Annotated in this window: 17 protein-coding genes; 6 read left to right on the top strand and 11 right to left on the bottom strand. The window is 66.8% G+C overall.

Annotated features, from left to right (window positions below):
- The first annotated feature begins 102 nt into the window (after window positions 1-102).
- The gene (locus ACIBZJ_RS26725; protein ID WP_395934195.1) at window positions 103-1,812 is read left to right on the top strand and encodes a methyl-accepting chemotaxis protein; all 1,710 of its coding nucleotides are present in this window, start codon (window positions 103-105) and stop codon (window positions 1,810-1,812) included.
- On the opposite strand, the gene ACIBZJ_RS26720 is transcribed toward ACIBZJ_RS26725, so the two are convergent.
- From ACIBZJ_RS26720 to ACIBZJ_RS26710, 3 genes are all read right to left on the bottom strand, one after another.
- A complete protein-coding gene (locus tag ACIBZJ_RS26720) occupies window positions 1,796-3,256 on the bottom strand; it encodes an APC family permease (protein ID WP_395934193.1) in 1,461 nt (486 codons plus the stop codon). The two genes, ACIBZJ_RS26725 and ACIBZJ_RS26720, sit on opposite strands and share 17 nt — an antisense overlap.
- Before the next feature lie 782 nt (window positions 3,257-4,038).
- Window positions 4,039-4,413, bottom strand: coding sequence for a carboxymuconolactone decarboxylase family protein (locus ACIBZJ_RS26715; RefSeq protein ID WP_395934843.1), 375 nt, complete (start codon window positions 4,411-4,413; stop codon window positions 4,039-4,041).
- A gap of 44 nt (window positions 4,414-4,457) precedes the next feature.
- Window positions 4,458-6,098: an FAD-dependent monooxygenase gene (locus ACIBZJ_RS26710; protein ID WP_395934191.1), complete on the bottom strand. Its 1,641-nt coding sequence runs from the start codon at window positions 6,096-6,098 to the stop codon at window positions 4,458-4,460.
- A gap of 170 nt (window positions 6,099-6,268) precedes the next feature.
- Here ACIBZJ_RS26710 and ACIBZJ_RS26705 point away from each other — a divergent pair, with 170 nt between their 5' ends.
- A complete protein-coding gene (locus ACIBZJ_RS26705) occupies window positions 6,269-7,783 on the top strand; it encodes an FAD-binding oxidoreductase (RefSeq protein WP_395934189.1) in 1,515 nt (504 codons plus the stop codon).
- A 61-nt stretch (window positions 7,784-7,844) separates the two neighbouring features.
- On the opposite strand, the gene iolM is transcribed toward ACIBZJ_RS26705, so the two are convergent.
- Together iolM and ACIBZJ_RS26695 are read right to left on the bottom strand one after the other, a co-directional pair.
- Window positions 7,845-9,029, bottom strand: a complete 1,185-nt coding sequence (iolM, locus tag ACIBZJ_RS26700) for a scyllo-inosose 3-dehydrogenase (protein ID WP_395934187.1) — start codon at window positions 9,027-9,029, stop codon at window positions 7,845-7,847.
- A 102-nt stretch (window positions 9,030-9,131) separates the two neighbouring features.
- A complete protein-coding gene (locus tag ACIBZJ_RS26695) occupies window positions 9,132-11,372 on the bottom strand; it encodes a zinc-binding dehydrogenase (protein WP_395934185.1) in 2,241 nt (746 codons plus the stop codon).
- Window positions 11,373-11,564: 192 nt separating this feature from the next.
- On the opposite strand from ACIBZJ_RS26695, the gene ACIBZJ_RS26690 reads away from it, so the two are divergent.
- Window positions 11,565-12,458 (top strand): fumarylacetoacetate hydrolase family protein, encoded by an 894-nt coding sequence (locus ACIBZJ_RS26690; protein ID WP_395934183.1) that lies wholly within the window; start codon window positions 11,565-11,567, stop codon window positions 12,456-12,458.
- 62 nt (window positions 12,459-12,520) lie between these two features.
- On the top strand, window positions 12,521-13,810 hold the full coding sequence (locus tag ACIBZJ_RS26685; protein WP_395934181.1) for a flavin reductase: 1,290 nt from the start codon (window positions 12,521-12,523) through the stop codon (window positions 13,808-13,810).
- Here the strand turns inward: ACIBZJ_RS26685 and ACIBZJ_RS26680 are convergent.
- The gene (locus ACIBZJ_RS26680; RefSeq protein WP_395934179.1) at window positions 13,704-14,810 is read right to left on the bottom strand and encodes an alcohol dehydrogenase catalytic domain-containing protein; all 1,107 of its coding nucleotides are present in this window, start codon (window positions 14,808-14,810) and stop codon (window positions 13,704-13,706) included. The two genes, ACIBZJ_RS26685 and ACIBZJ_RS26680, sit on opposite strands and share 107 nt — an antisense overlap.
- 122 nt (window positions 14,811-14,932) lie before the next feature.
- Here ACIBZJ_RS26680 and ACIBZJ_RS26675 point away from each other — a divergent pair, with 122 nt between their 5' ends.
- Entirely contained in the window at window positions 14,933-15,706 is a 774-nt protein-coding gene (locus tag ACIBZJ_RS26675; RefSeq protein WP_395934177.1) for a FadR/GntR family transcriptional regulator, read from the top strand.
- 55 nt (window positions 15,707-15,761) lie between these two features.
- Here ACIBZJ_RS26675 and ACIBZJ_RS26670 read toward each other — a convergent pair whose 3' ends face one another.
- From ACIBZJ_RS26670 to ACIBZJ_RS26650, 5 genes are read right to left on the bottom strand one after another with little or no spacing between them, the layout of a single operon-like run.
- The gene (locus ACIBZJ_RS26670) at window positions 15,762-16,550 is read right to left on the bottom strand and encodes an enoyl-CoA hydratase-related protein (protein ID WP_395934175.1); all 789 of its coding nucleotides are present in this window, start codon (window positions 16,548-16,550) and stop codon (window positions 15,762-15,764) included.
- Complete coding sequence (locus ACIBZJ_RS26665; RefSeq protein ID WP_395934173.1) at window positions 16,547-17,422, bottom strand: 3-hydroxyacyl-CoA dehydrogenase family protein; 876 nt, start codon at window positions 17,420-17,422, stop codon at window positions 16,547-16,549. Before ACIBZJ_RS26665 ends, ACIBZJ_RS26670 begins: the two co-directional genes overlap by 4 nt.
- A gap of 21 nt (window positions 17,423-17,443) precedes the next feature.
- The gene (locus tag ACIBZJ_RS26660) at window positions 17,444-18,319 is read right to left on the bottom strand and encodes a 3-hydroxyacyl-CoA dehydrogenase family protein (RefSeq protein ID WP_395934171.1); all 876 of its coding nucleotides are present in this window, start codon (window positions 18,317-18,319) and stop codon (window positions 17,444-17,446) included.
- 25 nt (window positions 18,320-18,344) lie between these two features.
- Window positions 18,345-19,097 (bottom strand): SDR family NAD(P)-dependent oxidoreductase, encoded by a 753-nt coding sequence (locus ACIBZJ_RS26655; protein WP_395934169.1) that lies wholly within the window; start codon window positions 19,095-19,097, stop codon window positions 18,345-18,347.
- 34 nt (window positions 19,098-19,131) lie between these two features.
- Entirely contained in the window at window positions 19,132-20,037 is a 906-nt protein-coding gene (locus ACIBZJ_RS26650; RefSeq protein ID WP_395934167.1) for a VOC family protein, read from the bottom strand.
- Between the two features lie 142 nt (window positions 20,038-20,179).
- On the opposite strand from ACIBZJ_RS26650, the gene ACIBZJ_RS26645 reads away from it, so the two are divergent.
- On the top strand, window positions 20,180-22,156 hold the full coding sequence (locus ACIBZJ_RS26645) for an acetoacetate--CoA ligase (protein ID WP_395934841.1): 1,977 nt from the start codon (window positions 20,180-20,182) through the stop codon (window positions 22,154-22,156).
- Window positions 22,157-22,158 lie beyond the last annotated feature (2 nt).

Genomic DNA, 22,158 nt, shown 5'->3' with positions numbered 1-22,158 from the left:
AACACGAGGTGCCTGTCGCGGAGCGTCCCCCGAAACCGGTCAACGCCATCGGTCACGGACGGACCCTCCGACAACGATGGCCAAGGCCGACGAGAGCCTCAGATGCAGCCTCTCGCTGCCGATCATCAGAGGGAATTCTGCGTCGAACAGGGCGGCTCTGACCAGGGGATGATACTTGTGATCGAAAAGGCAGAGAGTGCCTTCTCAGGCCGATTCGCCAACCTCAGCGTTGGGATGAAGATCATGAGCGCGCTTGCGGTCATGGCTTTGGTGGCGGTTTTGACCGGAGCCGTCGCATGGTCGCGAATGGGCGCACTGGACGACCGAATCCAACAGGTGAAATCGACGAATATCGCCCGCCTGGATCAGCTCGTGCTGATCGAGGGCGGTATCGCTACTCTCTATCGCGGGCTGTTTCTGTACAACAGCAAAACCACACCCCCAGCAGAACTTCCTACTCACAAAAGAGCGGTCAAGAGCGCCGAAACAGTCGTCGATCGCGCACTGCGCGGGTATCTGGATTCATCCGACCCGACCGCCGTCTGGAAAACACGGAGCAGCGCCTTTTCGAAGGCATGGAACACGTACAAGGGACTCGTCAACACGATCGTTCTCGGCGATCCCCCACCCGCCGATCTCCAGTTGCCAACCACCGTGCCGGCCATTATCGCGACGTTCGGCAAAGCCGAATCGGAGATGAACCAGGCGGTGGCGGGCCTCCGCGAGCTCGAGCACACCCAGGCGAACACCGCAGCAAAAGAGGCGCACGAAACCGCCGCGCGCGCTCGATCGGGCATGGTCGCGGTCCTCGCGACCGGGCTGGCCATCGCTCTGGGGTTGGGATGGCTGATCGGACGCAGCGTCAGTCGGCGACTGGGATCCGTTCGGTCGATTCTGGACGCAATCGCGGACGGCGATCTCACGCGCCGTGCGCAGGCAAACGGGCGTGACGAGGTCGGATTGATGGCCGTCGCGGTCAACCGAGCAGCAAAGTCCGTTCACGCGACGGTGGAAGCGCTGGCCAATTCTGCCCGGATGCTCGCCCAGTCGTCGAGCCGATTGACGACGTCCGCCGAGGCCATCGCCGGCAACGCCCGCGACACCTCGTCGCAGGCAGCCGTGCTGACACAAGCCTCTGACGAAGTTTCCCACAACGTCCAGACGGCGGCGGCCGGCACCGAGGAGATGGGCGCGGCGATTCGGGAGATCTCGCAATCAGCCAACGAGGCCGCAGCAGTTGCTGCTCGCGCCGTGACGGCAGCGGACACGACCAATGCAACAGTCGCCAAACTCGGCGAATCCTCGATCGAAATCGGCAACGTCGTCAAAGTCATCACGTCCATCGCCGAGCAGACCAACTTGCTGGCGCTCAACGCAACGATCGAAGCCGCCCGCGCCGGCGAGGCCGGGAAAGGATTTGCGGTGGTCGCGAACGAGGTCAAAGACTTGGCTCAGGAGACAGCGAAAGCTACGGAAGACATCTCCGCGCGGGTCGAGGCGATCCAGGCCGATACCGACTCGGCAGTAGCCGCGATCGCCGAAATATCCGACGTGATCGCTCAGATCAATGACTTCCAGCTGACGATCGCCTCCGCGGTAGAGGAGCAAACCGCGACGACCCAGGAGATGAGCCGTAGTATCGCGGAGGCATCCAACGGTTCGACCCGCATCGCGCAGAACATTTCCTCCGTCGCCGGCGCGGCGCAAACTACCGCAACGACTGTTGTCGAAACGCAGCAATCGGCGCTCGAACTGGCCACGATGTCTTCAGAACTTCAGTCCGTGGTAGCGCGGTTCACGCTCTCGCCGTAGCTGCGACGTCCGTGCGGCCGATCGAGGCATAGATGGTGGGCCGGCTCACTCGTAAGCCCAGCGCGACCACGACACCGGTCAGGAAGACCACCCCGACGAGCAATGCGACCAGCCAGCTCGCCCCTTCAGGTGCCCCCGGCGCCACCTGTCGCACACCGAAAACGCCGAAGAGAAAGACGCCGCCGGTCGTCACGATCGAGAACAGCCCGGCGATGACCTGGCCCTCCCAACCGAAGAATCCGCTTTCGTCGGCCTCGCCGCGCAGGAACCACAGCGCGGACGACGCTGACGCCAGCGTCAGCACGCCGACGATGGCGAGACCGGAAGCGATGCCCAGCCAGAGCGGGAGTACGGTTCCGGCCGTGAAGGTGGCCGCCACTGCGATCACACCGGAGAGCGCGGGCTGAATCAGCGTCGCGGGCGCCGGGGGCCTCTGAGCTGCCGTCTCCGGCGCAAGACCGACCGGAAGTAGCCCGTCGCGCCCGAGGCCGGCGATCTGCCGCGCGGCCGCGTTGTTGAGCACGACCGCCGTCATCAGCAGCCCGATACAGAGATTGAGCCTCCCGAGGTCAATGGCCGCATTGGCCGACTCGGGCCCGACCAGGCGCGCCAGAACCTCCGGCAACGACGCGCCCGTGGGGGTGGCGGCCGCGGTCTCGGCACCGACCACCACGGCGGTCGCCCAGGCACCGACCACCAGTACGAGCGTGATGACGAGGTAGGAGAAGTACGTCGCTCGAGGGACGGCGCGATAGGGGTCGGCCAGCTCGGTGGTGTAGGCGGTCGCTCCTTCCGAGCCGACGAACGCGACGACGGCGAGCACCAGCGCAACACCGAACGAGCCGGACAACAGCCCTCCCGTGTCGAGGGCGGAGACCGAAAGGGTCCCGTCGAGCGGCCTGCTCACCGCGGCGACGAGGAACCACAGAAGCACGAGAGCCTGCAGCGCCAACACGCTCGCCCCGAGCCGGGCGGTGGTCCGCAGCGAAAGCTGGCTGAGGGCCAGGACGGCACCCACCCAGAACGACACCAAGAAGCCGGTGGGCGGATCTACTCCCACGACATCGACCATCAGGACCTTCAGCGTGAGGGCCGACTGGCCGTAGAACCCGGCCAAGAGTCCGATGTAGCCCAGGAACTGCAGGATGGCCGCCCCCAGTCCGGCCGGACGCCCTAGTCCTTGCACGACCACGACATACAGTCCGCCGGGGTGGCGGATCCGACGCCCTAAACCGCTGTATCCGACGACGAAGCCGACCAAGATGATCCCGGCGATCGCGAAGACGAGCGGCGTCGCGACGACTCCGGAGCTGGCGAACGTGGTCGGTACCACGGCCCACAACAGGGTCAGCGGAGCGTGGGCGGCGATGAGCAGGACCGCCAGATGGCGAGCCCTCAGTCGGCCCGGCGTCGAAGACGGGCGGGACTGTCTCAAAAGACTCATGTCGGTCGGGGGCACGGTAGGACCTTCCTACGGTAATGACGTGAGTACGGCGATCTGACCGAACGCGAGAATTACGCAGACATTTGCGCAATCCGAGCTCGCCAACCATCCAGTGAATGTAAGACTTTATGAGTCACATCATCGACCGGTCAATAACCCAATGGCCCCGACCTGCATGTCTTATTTCTCAATTTTGTGCTGTTTTCGGAGACGAATTTGCCTCGAAAATGGCTGTCCGATGCAATTTTGCGACCCCACGAATCAGCGAGCAACGGACGCGCATCGGCGCCCGGGAGGACTGCGAAACCGGCGTCCGCCGCCTGCGCGGGCCCGCAGGCCAACGTCGCTGAGGGCGCGCCTAGCCTCGGCCGCCGCGAGCATCCCCTGCGCCGGGCGCAGCGGGCCGCCGGTGCACCGGCGGCGGGAGCGACGGCGACCATCCGGCCACCGCCGCGCACGCGTCGCTCGGTCGACGCGCTCTCAGCGCGTACAGAACCAGCTCGGCTTAGCTAGTACGGCCACGACAGTGGGCCGCGGCCCGATGCCCCGGTCCAGCGGAAATGGTTATCGATGGAAAGTTGCTGGTGCTCTCGCGTGGGCGATGTTCCATCGATCTCGGCGTTCCCCCGAATGATTCACCCATGACCAGCCAGACAGCCCGGGCTTGGTGCGGGAATCAGACGGGTCGTCCCAGTCGACGAGACGGAGTCCAGATCATGGGACCCCCGTCACACGACCCGGACGCCGGACCGGCCGGTCCCGTGCCGAATGCCGTTGCCGGCTTACTCGACGATCGCCGGCTGTTCCGTCTGCTCGAGCCGGTCGAGCACCTCCTCCGCGACGAGCATCGCCCCACGCGCCCTGGGTACACCCGCGTACGCCGCGCTGTGCAGTAGAACCTCTGAGATCTCGGTCGGCGTCAGCCCGTTGCGCACAGCCACCTCGGTGTGCAGCGCCACCTCGTCCTCGCAGCCGAGCGCGGTCAAGATCGCCAGCGTGATGCAACTCCTCGTCCGCCGGTCGAGACCGTCACGAGCCCAGACCTCACCCCACACCGAGCGGGTGACGTAGTCGAAGAACGGGGTGTTGAAGTCAGTGCGGCGCGCCAGCGACGCCTCGGTGTACTCCGCACCGAGAACCTGCCTGCGCACGGCCATTCCCCGGAATTGCTCCGACGAGGCCCCGGCCTGCGCGCCGTCGCTCACAACGCACCCCAGGAGGCGTGACCGGTCACGATGTCGAGCAGCGAATCGACGTCTGCCGGCAGCTCGTCGCCTCGCCAGACCACGTGGTGGTCAGAACGCACCAACGCCGCTTTCCTCTCGTAGAGGTCGCGCATCTTCGCCTGGTCCACCTCGTCCGGCCGGAAGACGTCCACGGGGATGCCGCGGGACCGGGCGCGCTCGAGGAGATTCGTGGAGTCGACGCCGTCAAAGTCCAGCAGGGTGAATCCGGGACCGAGGTGGTCGTACAGCGAAGTGCCGTCCGCCAACCACAGGTGGGGGGCGCGGTTGCCCGGCGCGGCGGACGGGACGTAGTCGGCGAAAGTCGGCGGTGACTGCTCGGTGCCGTCACGGACGATGATCGGCGACATCGTGTACCGGTATCCCAGCTGACCGCCCATCCGCTTGAACTGCACGAGTTTTCGTTCCAGGATGTCCTTCCGCACCGCCTCGCGGACCTCGTCACCCCCGGGGCCGTCCTTCTCGATCCCCGCCTGCACCAACTCGATCGCGCCGAGCGCGTGGTTGGCCTCCGAACCCTGTTGGATGAAGCGGACGGCCTCGCGCCGGTCGATGCTGTAACTAGGGATGAGGGACGGACCACCCCACCCGTCTACGAGAGCAGCGAGTTTCCAGCCCAGATCGGCGGCATCGCCGATGCCGCTGTTCATACCGAAACCGCCCTGCGGTGACACCATGTGAGCGGCGTCGCCGGCAAGCAGTACGCGGCCGTGGTCCAGCCGCGGCGCGAGCAGCGAGTTTTCCGCGAACGCTCCGCCGCTCAGCGGCTCGAGATCGATCTCCTGGCCGACGGCCTTGATGATGAGTTCTTTGACCTGCTCCCAGTCGTTGCCGTCGACGCCCTCGGGCGTGGGGCCGGCGAAGTACTGCCACGTATCGGGACCCTGCGGTGTGATCAGGTCACTACCACGGTCTTCGTTGTAGATGTAGGCCATCGAGACGACCGGACCAGCAGTCCAGACGTCCTTGAGCTGTTCGGACCGGAAATGCCACGACAGGCTCATCGCGAGGGTGCGCCCCTCATGGCGCACGTTGAGCACCCGTCGCAGGTTTCCCCGGCTGCCGTCGGACAACACCAGGTAGTCGCCTCGCAGAATCAGCGAGGCGCCGTCCTTGTCGGTGACCTCCACGCTGACCCCGGCGTCGTCCTGACGGAACGTCTGCACTTCGTTCTCGAACCGGTAGTCGATCAGGGCCAGCTCGTCCACGCGCGACCACAGCGTCTTCTCGATGCCCTCGTTCGGCGCCCACTCGGCGACCTCGGAGGCGAACGGCAGCGGCTCGCTCCATTCGTACGTGCGGGGAAGGTTGAGGATCAGGTGTCCGTTGAGCCTGGTCACGAACGAGACGTCCCGCTGGATCTCGTCCGGAACCGGGTCGTTCTTGCGCAGTTCCTCGGCGATCCCCCACCGGCGGAAGTGCTCCATCGAACGCACGTTGGTCATGTTGGTACGCAGCAGGAAGGGCCTTCCCTTCGTCCGCCGCTCAAGCACGATGCTCGGAACTCCTCGGAGTGCGAGGTCGATCGCGAGCGACATGCCCACCGGGCCCCCGCCCGCGATGATCACTGGCGCGTCTGCCGGCCGGATGGTCTTCATGGTCGACCTCTCTGTCGCACGAGCCCACGCACCCGGCCGGTCCGCACTGGGTGACGGTCCTCGGCTCGGATGGCAACGATCTAGCCTTCTACTATCATGGATTAGCCTACTAGATAAATGTCGGACAGTTTGCTAGAACGTTCGGAGGAACCTGGCAAAGGAGCAAGGCGATGGTTACCCCAGTGGTGGATGCGGCAGCGGTGGCACGAGCCATCGAGGCGATGACGGCGGCCCTGGGCGGCGACGCCATACAGACGGACCGAGCGGCCTTGGACGAATTCCGGGACCCCTTCTGGGTCCGGGGGGCGGACGACCACGACGTCGCGGCGGCAGTCATGCCGAAATCGGTGGAAGAGGTCCAGACCGTCGTGCGGATCGCCAACGAGCACGGTGTGCCGTTGTGGACGGTGAGCACTGGCCGCAACTACGGCTACGGTGGCGCCGCACCTCGGGTCGCCGGATCGATCCTGGTCAACCTGTCCGCGATGAACAAGGTCCTGGAAATCAACGAGGATCTCGGATACGCCGTGGTGGAGCCGGGCGTGCGCTGGTTCGACCTCTGTGACGCGCTGGAGGAACAGGGCGGCAAGTGGTGGTCCTCGATCCCCGACCTCGGCTGGGGCTCCGTCGTCGGCAACAGCCTCGAGTACGGACGCGGCCACACCCGCTACGGCTCGCACGGCTCCAACATCTGCGGGATGGAGGTCGTGCTTCCCAACGGCGAGCTGATGCGCACCGGCATGGGCGCCATGAACGGCAACAAGGCCTGGCACGTCTACCCGTTTTCGTACGGGCCGAGCGTGGACGGACTGTTCATGCAGTCGGGCATGGGGATCGTCACCCGGATCGGCTGGCGTCTCATGCCGCGACCCGAGAAGTACGCCTCCTGCTGGCTGCACTTCGACGGCGACGAGATCATCGTTCCGGTCATCGACACGATGCGCGAGCTCATGCTCGACGAGACCATCAACAACTACCCGTTCCTCGGCCGCGGTGTCGCGGCGAACGCGGAGGGGCAGCCCGATCTGGATCCGACCAGCCAGAAGTGGGCACTGCGCTTCGCCCTGTACGGCTACGAGGAAATCGTGACGGCCAAGTGGCGCATCGTCGAACGGAAGCTCGGGGCGATTCCCGGTGTGCAACTCGGAATGAAGCTCTACGACGGCACCGACCGGGTCGGCCCCGACCAGGGCATTCATGACGATCGTGTGCAGGCGGGCATCCCGGGGATGGAGCTGCTCGACCTCTACAAGGTCCCGTTCGGACCCGACACCGGCCACCTCGACTTCTCGCCCGTCGGCCCGCTCGTCGGCACCGAGGTGCTCGCGATGGTTCGGAGGGTCCGCGGGCTCTACGAGCAATTCGGCGAGCCGTACGCCGCCGGTCTCATGCTTCTTCCCACCAGCATCATCGTCGTGTCCGTGATGTTCTTCGACCCCAAGGACGAGGCGAAGACTCGCGCGATCTACGACAACTACGACCCGATGCTGAAGGCACTCGCCGGCGAGGGTTACGGCCTCTACCGAACCAACATCTACAAGATGGACGCGGTGGCGGACACCTTCGACTTCAATGACCACGCGATGCGCAGGTTCCTGGAAACGCTGAAAGACGCGGTCGACCCGAACGGCATCCTCCAAGCCGGCAAGCAGGGCATCTGGCCGAAGGGGATGCGCGACCGCTAGGACTTCCGGGCAGAGCGACGCCGGCGAACCGATCGGTTCGCCGGCGTCGCTGCGCTGCTGATCAGGCCGGCCGCGCGCCGCCGTTCGGCAGGACGAGGATCTTGGCATCCTGGCGCAGCGCAGCTCTCCGGATCGCCTCGACTCCGTCGTCGAGGTCGTAGCTCGCGCTCACGATCGGACGCAGGTCGATCCGCCCCGCGGCGTGCAACGCGATCACCGGATCGAGACCACCGATGTTGCCGATCGAACCGTGCAGGCTCGCTCCGCGCAGCATGTACGCCATCGTCTGCAGCGGAGCAGCGCCGGATTCCGATCCGAGCAGCACCACTTTGCCGCCGACGGCGATCGACCGTTCGACGTCGGGGAGCACGGTTGCGGCCGCGCCGGCCGCCTCGACCGTCAGGTCCACGCCCGCGCCTCGGGTGCTCTGCAGGATGACGTCCGCCACCGCGTCCCCGGCGTCGCGCAGCGTCCCGAGGTGATGTCCCGTGTCGGCTCCGACCTGCTCGGCCAGCTTGCACCGAGCGATCTCGGTGTCAAAGGCGAGGACCCGGCTCGCGCCCGCGGCCCGCGCGAGGGCAACCGCCGCGAGACCGATCGGCCCGCACCCGTGAACGGCGACCGTGCCTCCGGGCAGGAACCCACCCGCACGGAGGAACATTCCGACGTAGGCGACGCTGGCCGGCTCGCACAATGCCCCGATCGCGTAGAGGTCCGATTCGTCGTACCGATCGCGGAGCGGGTCGAGGGAACGGACGTTGCTCTCCCGCGAGAGCACGTACTCCGCCATTCCCCCGTCGATGCTGAACCCACTGTCCTCGGCGTCGCTGCAGTGACTCGGCAGACCTGCCCGGCAGGCCGCGCACCGGCCGCAGTGGTGCAGTGTCTGGACGGCGACCGCGTCGCCCGGCCCGACGTCCCGTACGTCCCTTCCGACCTCGACGACCTCTCCGGCGATTTCGTGTCCCGGTACCACGGGCAGCCGCACCCGGTAGGGCAGGAGAACGTAGCCGTCGGCATCGGTCTCGAACAGGTGCACGTCCGAACCGCAGATGCCGACGGCACGCACCTTGACGAGCACGTCCGTCGGCCCACGAAGTTGCGGCGTCTCCCGCTCACCGATCTGCCAGCGCGGGTGGCGCCAGGCGGTCGTGGCATCGAGTGCCCAGTGGCCGGCTCGCTCCTCATCCGTGAGCCTGGCACCGGCGCGGGGCGACCACTCCCCCGTGACGACAGTTGCGCGCATCAGCGTGACCTTTCGATACGTGACCGGCGGGGACCACCCGTGAGACGACGAGCGGGGCCGGCCCGGACGAACCGGGCCGGCCCCCGCCGATCGAGGCTTGGGTCAGATCTCGACGACAAGCTTCTTGTGGTTGCCCTTGTCGACCCGGCTCCACGCCTCGCCGATCGCGGCGAGCGGTAGCCGCTCGACCTCGAGGTCGATCTGCCCCGCGTTCGCCCAGCCCACCAGCTGCTGGTACGAGGCTTCCCACTCGTCCAGCGGGACCAGCGGCTTGAGGTGGCCGAAAATGCTCCGTCCGGTCAGGAACGGGTAGGCGATCGTCGTCGCGGGTGCCCCGCCCGACATCCCGACGACGACGTAGCGCGCACCGATCTTCGTCGCGGGCAATGCCGCTGCGAACGCCGGCCCCATGACCGTGTCGAGGACGACGTCGTAGCCGACCGAGGCGGCAGCCTTCAGCGCCGTAGCGTCGTCCTCGCCGCCGAGGATCACGAACTCGTCGATCTTTCCATCGGCCTTCATCTTGACGAGCGTCTCTTCACTGCGGCCGGCGCCGACCACTCGTCCGGCACCGAGGAGCCTCGCCACCTGCACGCCGATCTGGCCCACCGCGCCGGTAGCGCCGAGCACGAGCACCTCGTCGCCGGCCCGCACCTGCGCACGCCACTGCAGCGCCGTCAGCGCCGTGACCCCCGACGTCCCCAGCGCCGCGGCGAGACCGTCGTCGAGGCCGTCGGGAATCGGGTAGAACCGCGAGCGGTCGCCGAGGAGCACCTGCTCAGCGAGCGCGCCGTACGGCGCCTTGGCGTCGCTGAAGTAGACCTTCGTCCCGTCGGCCAACCGGCCGACGCCCTCGGACCCGACGACGGACGGAACGATCGGGGGGCCGAACGGACCACCAGCAGCCAGCCGCAGGTCGATCGGGTTCAGGGCGGCGACGATGACGTCGACGACCTGTTCGCCGGGGGCGGGCTGTGGGGCGGCGAACTCGCCGACGGCCGGCACCCCGGCTACCTCGTTCAGAACTGCTGCCTTCATTGGTTTCTCCTCGTTGCGGCCACCGCCCAGGCGCTCGCTCGAGACACCGCCCTGCGAGGTGACCTGGCTACGGAACATGTCGGTGGAACGGGTACCGAGACCGAGGACGTAGCGGATCGACCGCTCGGCCACGAGGTCCCAGTCCATGAACGCGTGGTTCGCGATCACGTCGATGTCGCGGCGGTAGCGCTGCAGCGCCTCCTTCGTCTGGTACGGGCTGGACCCCATGCCGTCGCACAGGATGCCGATGAGCTCTTGCGCGAGGTGGACGATCGTCGTCTGGTCGAGCTCGATCTGACCGATCTCCTGCTGGCTCCACGGCTCCAGCGCATCGCACTTCCGAATGGAGTCGTCGAGGATGTGGCGGTAGAGCATCTGCGCGCAGCGCAGCTTCTCCCAGGCCTCCGCGAAGCGCATGCGCGACTGCGGGAGGTCCTGGCGGGTCGCGCCACCGAATGCGCGGGTCGTGCCGAGGCGCGCCTTGACGATGTCGACGACCGCCTCGGCGCTGCCGAGCGCGATCGCCGTGATCATCAGACCGAGGCTCGCGAACGGCGGGTAGCGGAGGAACTTCTCCTCGTGCGCGGCGCCCGGGTGCTTGTCGACCGACAGCATGTGTTCGAGCGGAATGCTGTAGGTCTCCCGGATGAAGACGTCATCGAGCGTGACGCTGGCACTACCGGTCGCCGACATCCCCGACATGTGCCAGTCGTCGTTGATCGTGACTCCGGGCTGAGCGAGCTCGACGAAGAACGTCATCGGGGTCAACGTGCCCTCGACGGTCACCATCGAGGACAAGAAGGTGTGCGTGGAGTTCCAGACCCCCGAGGCGTAGCGGAACGTACCGGTCACCCGGAAGCCGCCTTCGACCTTCTCCGCCTTTCCGGCCGGGGTGAGCGGCGCGGCGGCGAGGACGAACGTCCGCCCGTCGAAGATCTCCGACTGCGCGTCCCAGCTGAGGTGCGCCGCCATCCAGCTGTGCTCGATGAGAAAGGCAAGTGTCCACGCTGCGGACGCGTCACCGTGCGCTAGTACGCGGGCAACCTCACAGAGGGCACGCGAGCCCAGTCCTTGACCGCCCCAGACGCGCGGCGTGAGCGCGTCCATCAGGAACTCGGCGTCCTGGATCGTCTGCGCCGGCTGGTGGCGGAGTTCCGCGGCCTCCTGTGCACGTGCACGGAGCGTCGGGATCAACACCTTGGCCTTCTCGATCAGACGATCTGTTCGCTGTTCGAAGTCGGGCTGTCCGGCGCCAACCGACGCCGGCTCACCGGCGCGCACCGGGTGCGACTCCACTGTGGTCATTGGTCCACCCATCGCTCGTGGTGGGCGCGCGCGCGAGCCCACTGACGTCGCCGTCCAGCGACCGCTGAGAACAGTCGATGTCCGTCTGTCGTCCGACGGTAGGTCTTCGGTCTGACAATTGTCAATCAGTCTGATTGATGTCATGCTGCTCGTCGCCGCAGACACAATCAATGTCGGACCTAAGGAGCGCTCGTGAGACTAGCTACGGTCAGCACGGAGAACGGCCCAGTAGCCGCAGCCGTGGTCGGAGATCAGATCGTCGACCTGACCCGAGCGGCACCGGCGCTACCCCGAACGCTCGCCGGGATCCTCGCGTTGGGTGACGTCGGTCTGTCCGCGGTGAAGGCTGCCATCGAGAGCGGCGCGGGACGTGGGCCGCTCCTCCGGGAGTCCCTGCTGTCCCCGATCCCGGCACCGCCGAAGATCTGGGCGATCGGCCTGAACTACGCCGAGCACGTGCGCGAGACGGGCAAGCAGTTCCCGGAGTTCCCGACGGTCTTCGCCAAGATGCCCACGACGATCGCCGGACCGTACGCCGACGTCCAGCGGCCCGCCGTGTCCGAGCAGCTCGACTACGAGTGCGAGCTGGGAATCGTGATCGGCAAGCGCTGCCGTCACGTCAGCCCGGAGAACGCCCACAAGGTCATCGCCGGATTCACCGTCGTCAACGACTTCAGCGTCCGCGACTACCAGATGCGGGGCGGCCAGTGGGTGCTCGGCAAGTCCTTCGACGGTCACGGCGTAGCGGGCCCCTGGATCGTGACCCCTGACGAGGTCGACCCCCACGCGCTGGCCATCCGCACGATCGTCAACGGCGAGACCCGCCAGGAGTCCAACACGGCCAATCTGATCTTCGACTGCTATCGCCTGATCGCGTGGCTGTCGAGCGCCGCGACGCTCGAGGTCGGCGACATCATCGCCACCGGAACCCCCGGCGGTGTCGGCGTGATGGAGAACCGATTCCTGGTTCCCGGCGACGTGGTGCGAGTGGAGATCGACGGCATCGGCCACGTCGAAAACCGCATCGTGCAGGAGCCCGACGCAGTCGAGTGGATCGACGAGCCCACGGCCGCAGTCGCGTTCTGACCGGCCGGAAAAACCGGCTCGGACGCTTGACCACCACGGTTTACCGATGACGGAGGGTTCTGATGAGTGACGCAAACCGCGCGATCGATTCGTTGCGATTCCGTGAGGTGCTGGGTCATTACCCGACCGGGGTGACCGTCGTGACGGGGACCGCGGACAACGGGTCGCCCATCGGCATGGTCGTCGGAACGTTCACGTCGGTTTCGCTGGATCCGCCGCTGGTCGCCTTCCTACCGACGCTCACTTCGCGCAGCTTCGCCCGTCTCCGTGAGGCCCCGGCCTTCTGCATCAACGTTCTCGCGCACGATCAAGTGGAACTGTGCCGGGCCATGTCGAAGTCGTCCGACGACAAGTTCAGCGGTGTGGACTGGAAGGACTCGGACTTCGGAGCTCCGATGCTCACCGGAGCCGTGGCCCACATCCACTGCACCCCACGCGACGTGATCGAGGCGGGCGACCACTACATCCAGCTGTGCGAGGTCACGGCGATGGACGTTCACCGCCAGGTGACTCCGCTGCTGTTTTTCCAAGGCGGCTACGGAGGGTTCTCGCCACACGGCATGATCGCCGGCGGCGATGCCGACTTGATCGCCGGCGTCCACCTGGCCGACGTGGCCAGGCCTCACATCGAGGCGTTGGCCCGTGAGGTGCGCTGCGAGGCGGCCGTTCTCGTCGCCGTCACCGAAAGCGAGCTGACGACGGTCGCCACCGCACACGGGGGCGATGCCGTGATGCGGGAACTCATCGGCGAACGACTTCCGATGAAGCTGCCTCTCGGTGAGGCATACGTCGCCTGGGCGGACGACGAGGCGGCAGCACGCTGGCTCTCGATGGTCGGGGCGGATCCGCACTCGATCACCGCCTACACCCACAGGCTCGAAGCAATCAGGGCCCGCGGCTACACCGCGTGGCAGATCGCGACGGGAGGGCGGGACACCGCGCACGAGCTCGACACGATGATGAAGGAATACAAGACCGGCGGCCTCACGCCGACTCGCGAGCGGGCACTACTGACCCAAATGGCCGAGGCGATGCAGTACCTCGATACCGGTGAGCTCGATGAGGACGCACGGTACGACATCGGGGGGCTGATGGCGCCCGTGCTGCGAGAGGCCGGCGGAGTCGCGATGCTGTTGCGGCTCGCCCAGCTACCCTCGTCGGCTACCGGCCGTCAGGTCAAGCAGTGGGCCGACGAACTGCGGGCAGCGGCGACGGCCGTCGAGCCGCGATCCGGCAACCGGCGCACTAACCGCCGGGCACCACGAGCGTCTTGGCCGACCGCCGCTCGGAGGCGTGGGCCAGCGCGGCCACACCGTCCTCGAGGGGCCGGCGCGAGCCGATCACCGGTGTGAGGTCGAGTCGTCCGGCAGCGTGAAGTGCGATGACGGGGTCGAATCCACCGAGGTGACCCATGCTGAAACTGTGCGAGGCCCCCTTCGCCATAGCGCTGATCGGCCGGTAGGGTGCCGCCGGACCGCCGACGCCGAGATGCACGACGTGTCCCCCGGCCGCGAGTACGTGCTGGATGGCTGGGAGCACCTCGGCCGCAGAGCCGCTCGCGTCGACCACGACGTCGAATCCTCGTCCCCGGGTGTGACGGCTCACCAGCGCTGCCCGCTCGTCGTCGCTCCCGCAGGTCGGCAGAGCCTGGTCAGCGCCGAGTCGCCTCGCGATTTGCCGCCGCTCGGGCACGGGGTCGAAGGCCAGGATCGATGTCGCACCGGCGCAGCGCGCCAGCGCCACGGCGGCCAAGCCGATCGGGCCACAACCGAACACGGCGACGCTCATTCCGGGGCGCAAATGCCGGTCGGTCTCGAACAACGCGACAAAGGAAACGGCGGCCGGCTCACACAACGCGCCGATCTCGTACGTCAGTTGGCCGGGGAACAGCTCCCGGAGAGATTCCAGCGATCGGGCGTGCGTCGAAGGCACGAGGGCGAACTCCGCGAGCCCCCCGTCCATGTTGAAGCCGGCGAATCTTCCGTCGAGGCACGCGTTGACGCGCCCCCGCCGGCAAGCCGCACAGCGCCCGCACGCGCGCAACGTCTCCGCAGCCACCGCGTCGCCGATGCGGAAGCCGCGCGCATCCGGCCCGACGTCGACGACCTCTCCGGCAAATTCGTGGCCCGGAATGAGCGGGAGACTCATCCGGTAGGGCAACCTGACGTAGCCCTCCGCGTCCGTCGCGGTCATCCGCAGCGTTGAGGTCGCGATCCCTGCCGCTCGGACGCGAACAACCAGATCCGCACCGGTCGGCTCCGGCTCCGGGACATCCGTCACCGCCCACTCCGGGTGACGCCATACCTTGCTCGCGTCACGGGCCCATCGCCCGATCGTCTCGTCCTCGGTCACCTCGAATCCCATCCGGGGCTCCCACTGACCTCTTACCACGAGTGCGCGCACCATGACTCCATACGTCCGACAGAAGACACTATGTTATTATCAGACTCATACAGCTGGGCGTTTAACGCTGAATGCCGGCGAATAACCTACAGATAGGGGACGCGCCCATGTTGACTAACAATGAACAGCCAACATTCGCTCCTGAACCGGTGCGACGGCCGCGAGAGCAGGTCGAGAAGCAACTCCGCGACGCCATCGTTTCCTCGACGTTCAAACGCGGCGAGCGGCTGCCGAGCGAGGCCGAGCTGTCACGCGAGTTCCACGTCAGTCGCTCGACGGTCCGCGAGGCGTTGCGAGTGCTCGTCGCCGAAGGGTTGATAACGAAGGTTCCGGGCGCAGGCGGTGGGAGTTTCGTCCAAAACGTGGACCACGACTCGCTCAAGGAACTTCTCTCGGGTTCACTCGAGACGATTCTGAAGTTCGGAAGCCTGACGACGGCCGAGGTCAACGAGGTGCGTCGTCTGTTGGAGGTTCCCGCGGTGCGACTCGCCGCCGAGAACCGAACGGACGAGCAGGCGGCCGAGCTCGGCGCCCTCCTCCAGCGCCAAGCAGAGATGACCAGCCGGCTGGCGCCCGAGGACCGCGATCCCGAGTTGTTCGACGTCGGGCAGTCGATCTTCAACCTGGTGGCCGAGGCCAGCGGTAATCGGCTCCTGGCCTCGTTCGTCTCGGCGATGAGCGGTGTGACGCTTCCCGTCTACCTGCGCGACCTGTCCGCCGAGGAGGGAACCGCGGCGCGTGACCTCACGGCAGTGACGGTCGAGGCCATCATTCATAGGGACGGAGACAAGGCCGCCGCGGCCATCTCGTCGCAGCTCGACTTGACCCGGAACCAGCAACCGTAGGGCTCGAGCCTCGACGAAGCTGTCGAGGCCGGCCCTCGTTGATCACCGCGGGCGTTCAAGCCCAGAACTTCGCGGGATCGGGGACTCGCCGCTGAGCGAAAGCATCCCCGGTCTCGTGCGCCTCCTCAGTGCCGAGATAGAGCGTGAGCAACTGGTCGTGGGCCATGCGCGCTTGCCCCGCGACGCCGTTGTGCCGTCCGGAGAACGCGGCCTTGAGGCCGGCGATCGCCATCGGGCTGCGTGCGGCGATTTCCTGAGCGACCTGATGAGCCCGCGCCGTGAGATCTGCCGCAGGCACCACCTCGTTGATCAGACCCATCGCGAGCGCCTGCCCGGCGTCGTACTTGCGGTTGAGGTACCACATCTCCTTGGCCCGTTTCCGGCCGATCGTGTCCTCCAGGTACCAGGTGCCGTAACCGGCGTCGAAGCTGCCGACCAACGGACCCACCTGACGGAAGATCGCAGTATCGCTGGCGATAGTCAGGTCGCAGACGGTGTGCAGCACGTTCCCGCCCCCCACCGCGAAGCCGTTCACCGCAGCCACGACCGGCTTCATCGTCGTGTCGATGGTCTGGTACAGATCAATGATCGGCAGCACTTGTGAGTGGTCGAGCGACGTGATGGGATCGTGCTCGCCGCCGATGCAGAAGAACTTCTCTCCTGCCCCGGTGAGGATCGCGACCCGGAGCGCCGGGTCGAGGCGAAAGCGCTGCAGTGCACCATTCAGTTCGAGGCACGTTTTCGCGCGGAGCTTGTTGCCGGCGTCGCTCCGGTTGATCGTCAGCGTCACCACGGGACCATCGATCTCGACCACGATGTCCTGGTACTGCTCTTGCCCGGTCATCCGATCTCCTCCGCGTGACGAAAGCCGCGGCCGTTCTTGTTTCCCAGGAAGCCGGCGGCAACCATCTGACGCAGGAGCGGAGGTGGCACGTAGCGGGGATCGTGGGTCGCCTCGTAGGCGCTCGTCGTCGCGTGCTCGTGTACGTCGAGCCCGATGAGGTCGAGCAGTTCGAGCGGTCCGAGCTTGTAGCCGAGCCCCAACGTGAGCGCGGTGTCGATGTCTTCGGCGGAGGCCAGCCCGTCGTCGTACTCCTGCACGACGTCGTTCAGATAGGGCATCAGCAGGTGGTTGACGAGGAATCCCGGCCTGTCCTTGACCACGATGGCGTCTTTGCCGAGGGACTCGACGAGACCACACAGGCGAACGACAACCGCGGGGTCGGTACGGAGAGCACGGACGACTTCTACCGTGCGCATCAGCTGCGCCGGGTTGAAGAAGTGGAGTCCCGCGAACCGCGCCGGGTTCGGCACCGCCGAAGCCAACTCCGTCACCGACAAGGCCGAGGTGTTCGTGACGATCATCGCGGTGTCGCTGATCGAGCGCGTCACCGTGGAGAGTATCTGGCACTTGACGTGGGGGTCCTCGGTGGCGGCCTCGATGACGAGGTCGACGCCGGCCAGTTCGGCGGCATCGGTGACACCGGCGATCCGGGCGAGCACCTCCGTCCGTCGGTCCGGCGTCGTCTTGCCCCGGGAGACACCCTCGTCGAGGAAGGAGGCGACCGCCGCCATCCCCCGCCGGATTCGGTCCTGGTCGAGATCGAGCACTGTCACCTCGCGTCCGGACTGCGCGACCACCTGCGCGATACCGGAACCCATCGTGCCGAACCCGACGACGCCCACCCGGGCGACGTCGATCTGCGTCTCGCTCATGCACATTCCGCCCTTGATGCGTCAGGACCCGAACAACCGGGTGTCGTCGTAGGTGTAGAACCCTCGGCCGGTCTTGCGTCCGAGTTCGCCGGCCGCGACCATCCGCTCCACCATCGGAGGTGGGAAGAACCGGGGATCCCGGAGCTGTTCGTAGAGCCTGGTGGCGACTTGCTGATGGATGTCGAGGCCGACGACATCGAGCAGTCGGAACGGCCCCATCGGGTGCCCGAGCGCTCCCGTGACGGCGGCGTCGATGGACTCCCTCGAGCCCAGACCTGACTCGAGAGCCGCGATGCAGCGGTTCTCCCACGGGATCAGGAATCGGTTCACGATGAATCCGGGGCGATCCCGGGTGATCACTGCGCTCTTCCGCAGCGAGTCGAGAAAGTCCAGCGTGGCCTTCTGCGCCCAGTCGGCCGTGTGCCGGCCCGGCGCCACCTCCACGAGCTTCATCAGCGGCGCCGGATTGCAGTAGTGCGTTCCGACCACCCGTTCGGGGTGGCGGGAGCCGGAGGCGATGCCGGTGACCGACAGCGTCGAGGTGTTCGTGTGCAGCAGCGCACTGGGAGAGACCACGTCATCCAGTTGCGCGAACAGGTCCTTCTTCAGCGCGAGGTCCTCGTAGACCGCTTCGACGACGACGTCGGCGGCGCCGAGCTCGGTCAGGTCCGTGACCGCGGCCAGGCGCGACTTCGCTCCGCTCGCCCGCGCGTCGTCCAGCTTGCCGAGAGCGACGCTGCGATCGAAGAAGCCGTGCACGGTTTCGACACCACGGGCTAACTTGTCGTCCTCGACGTCGAAGAGCAGCGTTTGATGCCCGGCGCGCGCCATGACGGCAGCGATACCGGATCCCATGGTGCCCGCGCCGAGTACGGCAACGGTGTAGGTGGCGGTCACGAAGGTTCCTTCCGAGCGGAGGCGATCACTGGACGGACTGACCTCCGTCGATCACGACGATCGAGCCAGTGGTGTAGTCGGACTGCGGACCGACGAGGAGTAGGAGCCAGGGCGCGAGCTCCGCGGGCGCACCCATCCGTCGCGCGGGAATCGTTCTGAGCACCTTCTGGCTGACGTTCTCGTCGGCACGGACTTCCGCGTTGATGTCAGTGGTGAAGTAGCCGGGCGCCAGCGCGTTCACCTGGACGTTGTGGCGTGCCCACTCGACCGCCATCGATTTGGTGAACGCCATGATCGCCGCCTTCGAGGCGCTGTAGGCCGCGTGGTTCGGGGTCCCCTTCAGCGCGAAGCTCGAGGCGATGTTCACGACCTTCCCCGAGCCCTGTCGCACGAAGTGGTGGCCGGCGGCCTTGGTCGCGAGGAAGGTTCCCCGCAGATTGGTGTCGACGATCCGATCCCAGTCCTGCGCCGATTGCTCGAGAAGCGGGGTCGTGGTGAGGACGCCCGAGTTGTTCACGAGGATGTCGACACGACCGAAAGCGTCGATGGTCGCGTGCACCAGCCCGTCCACAGCCGCTTCGTCGGTGACGTCGGTGCGGCAGGCCAGTGCGGAGCCGCCGGCTGTCTTGATCACCGCGGCGACCTCTTCGAGCCGGGACGTGGTCCGCCCTGCGACCGCGACCGCTGCACCCGCGTCCGCCAGCGCCAGCGCCAGTGCGCGCCCCAACCCCCGGCCGGCTCCCGTGACGATCGCGACCTTGCCCTCGAGCATCCTCATGTCCGTCCCTTCGTCACGAGGGTGATCGCGCGGCTCACATCCCGTCCGGTGGCGCACCCGGCATGCGGCGATGCCCCCACACGTTCTCGATCGTGTGAACGGTCGGCTGCCACGTCGCGTCGTCGATCGTGATGCCGCCGACGCCGTACTCGACCTCACACTTCGACGGGGTCTGGCAGTAGAACGAGACCATCAGGTCGTTGATGTGCTTGCCGATGGAGCTGTTGAGTTGCGCCGCACCGTCGAGGACCCGGTCGAGGGCGTGCCCGACGGTGTCGAGGTCGTCGACCTCCATCATGAAGTGGTGGAGTCCGACTTCGAGGCCTGACTTCGACGGCATCATCGCGAGGCTGTGATGCCTCGGGTTGCAGTGCGTGAACAGCACATCGAAGCGAGGGGTCCGGACCCGGTCGGACTCGAGGAATCCCAGCACGTCGAGGTAGAAGTGCTCGGCCGCCTGCATGTCCGGCACGACGAGCACGACGTGACCCAGGCCGAGCCCGCCCGTCACGAAAGTCGCGCCGTTCGGTGACGTGAACGGCGTCTCCGGCAGCTCGGGGCCGTAGAAGAATTCGAGCTGGATGCCGGCCGGGTCGGTGACCCGGACGAGCTCCGCGACACCTCGCTCCTTGGCGAGCACCGGATCACGGAGGACGTCGGCGCCGACACCCTCCAGCGCGGTCACGAGCGAGGCGAGCTTCGCCGGCTCGTCGACCTCCCAGCCGATGAACTCCGCGCTACCGTCCCCCGGTCGTACCGACACGCGCCAAGCGCGCTCATCGGCCCGTAACAACAGTCGGCCCGTGGTGGACTCGCTGACTTGAAGTCCGAGGACGTTCGTCCCGAACGTCTCCCAAGCGGCGAGGTCGACGGCGGTGACGCCGACATATCCGAGACTCGACACGAGCGGTGCGGACTGACCCGCTACAGCTGCTGACACCTCATGTCACCTTCCCTCCGAGTTGCATCGGCGCGTTCGGTCTGACTTTAACCAATCACGATCTTTTCAACGATCGGACTGTTGCGTCAAGGGCGTGAGATCGTATGTTCGCCACTGGCACGATCGACCAGAGGAGCCCTGCATGACCGCCGTTCCCACTGATGCGTCGTCCGCCGTCGCTCCTGTCTGGGTCCCGGATCCGCAGGTTGCGGCGCGCAGCCGGCTGGCCGCGTTCACGCGCGAGGTCGAAAAGGCCCACGGCGTCGACCTCGCCGACTACGACGCGCTCTGGACCTGGTCGGTCGACCACCTCGAGGAGTTCTGGACGGCGGTGTGGGCCTTCTTCGACATGCGATCGGAGCCGGCTCCGACGACGGTCCTCGGCTCCGGCGACATGCCCGGCGCCACATGGTTCCCCGGCGTCCGCCTGAACTACGTGAGCCACGTTTTCCGAGACCGGAGCCCCGACGCCGTCGCCGTCGTGGAGCTGACCGAACCGGGCGATGCGCGCCAGGTGACGTGGGCCGAACTCGAAAACCAGGTGTCGGCTGTTGCCGCGGCGCTCCGGGAACTCGGTATCGACGCCGGCGATCGCGTGGTCGGTTACGTACCGAACAGCGCCGCGGCCATCGTCGCCTTCCTCGCCGCGGCGAGCATCGGCGCGGTGTGGTCCTGCTGCGGTCCGGATTACGCAGCCGACGCCGCGGCGAACCGGCTCGCGCAGCTGCAGCCGCGCGTACTGCTCGCCGCCGACGGCTACTACTTCGGCGGGAAGACGTTCGACCGCCGGGAGGACTACGCGCGCCTGGTCGAGCTACTGCCGACGGTGGAGCACGTGGTTCACGTTCCCCACCTCGGGCTGCCCGCGATCGGCACCGGTCGTCATGACGTGAGCTGGGCCCGGATGCTCACCACGGACCACGACCGGCTTTCCCCGATTCCGCTGCCTTTTGATCACCCCCTCTGGGTCCTCTTCTCGTCAGGCACCACAGGAATCCCGAAGGGGCTCGTTCACGGCCACGGCGGAGTCGCTCTCGACTACCAGAAACACGTCGGCCTCCAGCTCGACGTCACGCGGCGCGACCGCATGCTGTGGTACTCGACGACGAACTGGATGATGTGGAACTTCGCCGTCAACATGTTGTTGCTGGGCGCATCGATGGTGGCGTACGACGGCAGCCCGACCTTTCCCTCTCCTGACCGCCTCTGGCAGATCGCGGCGGAACACGATGTCACGATCCTCGGCGCCAGCCCCGGCTACCTGCAGGCGTGCGAGCAGCACGGCACGACGATCGCCGCCGGCAATCAGCTGCGGATGATCGGCGCGACAGGGTCGCCGGTGCCACCCGCAGCGTTTCACTGGATCGCCGAGCAGCTCGGCGACCGCATTCCCCTCGTCTCCATGTCCGGCGGAACCGACATCGTGTCGGCGCTGGCGACCGGGGCTCCGACCCGCCCGATCTGGCCGGGTGAGCTCTCCGCCCGGCCCCTGGGGGTCGCCGTGGACACGTGGAACGAGGCAGGTGAGTCGATCCGGGGCACGGTCGGCGAACTCGTCGTCACCAAACCGATGCCCACGATGCCGGTGACGCTGTGGAACGACCCCGACGGCTCGAAATACCACGAGGCCTACTTCGCCACGTTCCCCGGTGTATGGCGGCACGGCGACTGGGCCACGATCACCGACCGCGGAAGCGTGATCATCCACGGCCGATCCGATGCCACCCTCAACCGGAACGGCGTTCGCTTGGGCAGTGCGGATATCTACGAGATCGTCGAAAAACTGGCGGGAGTGGTCGAATCACTGGTCGTCGGCGTCGAGCTCCCGGATGGCGGCTACTGGATGCCCCTCTTCGTCGCACTCGAGGACGGAGCCGTGCTCGACGACGAATTGGAAGCGCGTATCTCCGGCGAGCTCCGGACTCGCGCCTCACGGCGCCACGTGCCCGATTCGATCATCGAGGTGCCGGCGATCCCGCACACTCGCACCGGGAAGAAGCTCGAAGTCCCGATCAAGCGGATCTTGCAGGGCGCCGCGCTCGACACCGTGATCAGCCGCGGCGCAGTCGACGACCCTTCACTTCTGGACCTCTTCACCGGACTGAAACCACCGTCGTGAGC

Source organism: Cryptosporangium sp. NPDC051539, from assembly GCF_044454545.1.
Classification (GTDB): Bacteria; Actinomycetota; Actinomycetes; order Mycobacteriales; family Cryptosporangiaceae; genus Cryptosporangium.
Note: the sequence above shows the minus strand (reverse complement) of the source record. Positions and strands in the feature narration are given on the sequence as shown.

Excerpts from the sequence above, each read along its gene's own strand:
- ACIBZJ_RS26725 (WP_395934195.1), top strand. The coding sequence starts at position 103 with ATGCAGCCTCTCGCTGCCGATCATCAGAGGGAATTCTGCGTCGAACAG.
- ACIBZJ_RS26720 (WP_395934193.1), bottom strand. The coding sequence starts at position 3,256 with ATGAGTCTTTTGAGACAGTCCCGCCCGTCTTCGACGCCGGGCCGACTG.
- ACIBZJ_RS26715 (WP_395934843.1), bottom strand. The coding sequence starts at position 4,413 with ATGGCCGTGCGCAGGCAGGTTCTCGGTGCGGAGTACACCGAGGCGTCG.
- ACIBZJ_RS26710 (WP_395934191.1), bottom strand. The coding sequence starts at position 6,098 with ATGAAGACCATCCGGCCGGCAGACGCGCCAGTGATCATCGCGGGCGGG.
- ACIBZJ_RS26705 (WP_395934189.1), top strand. The coding sequence starts at position 6,269 with ATGGTTACCCCAGTGGTGGATGCGGCAGCGGTGGCACGAGCCATCGAG.
- iolM (WP_395934187.1), bottom strand. The coding sequence starts at position 9,029 with ATGCGCGCAACTGTCGTCACGGGGGAGTGGTCGCCCCGCGCCGGTGCC.
- ACIBZJ_RS26695 (WP_395934185.1), bottom strand. The coding sequence starts at position 11,372 with ATGACCACAGTGGAGTCGCACCCGGTGCGCGCCGGTGAGCCGGCGTCG.
- ACIBZJ_RS26685 (WP_395934181.1), top strand. The coding sequence starts at position 12,521 with ATGAGTGACGCAAACCGCGCGATCGATTCGTTGCGATTCCGTGAGGTG.
- ACIBZJ_RS26675 (WP_395934177.1), top strand. The coding sequence starts at position 14,933 with ATGCCGGCGAATAACCTACAGATAGGGGACGCGCCCATGTTGACTAAC.
- ACIBZJ_RS26670 (WP_395934175.1), bottom strand. The coding sequence starts at position 16,550 with ATGACCGGGCAAGAGCAGTACCAGGACATCGTGGTCGAGATCGATGGT.
- ACIBZJ_RS26665 (WP_395934173.1), bottom strand. The coding sequence starts at position 17,422 with ATGAGCGAGACGCAGATCGACGTCGCCCGGGTGGGCGTCGTCGGGTTC.
- ACIBZJ_RS26655 (WP_395934169.1), bottom strand. The coding sequence starts at position 19,097 with ATGAGGATGCTCGAGGGCAAGGTCGCGATCGTCACGGGAGCCGGCCGG.
- ACIBZJ_RS26645 (WP_395934841.1), top strand. The coding sequence starts at position 20,180 with ATGACCGCCGTTCCCACTGATGCGTCGTCCGCCGTCGCTCCTGTCTGG.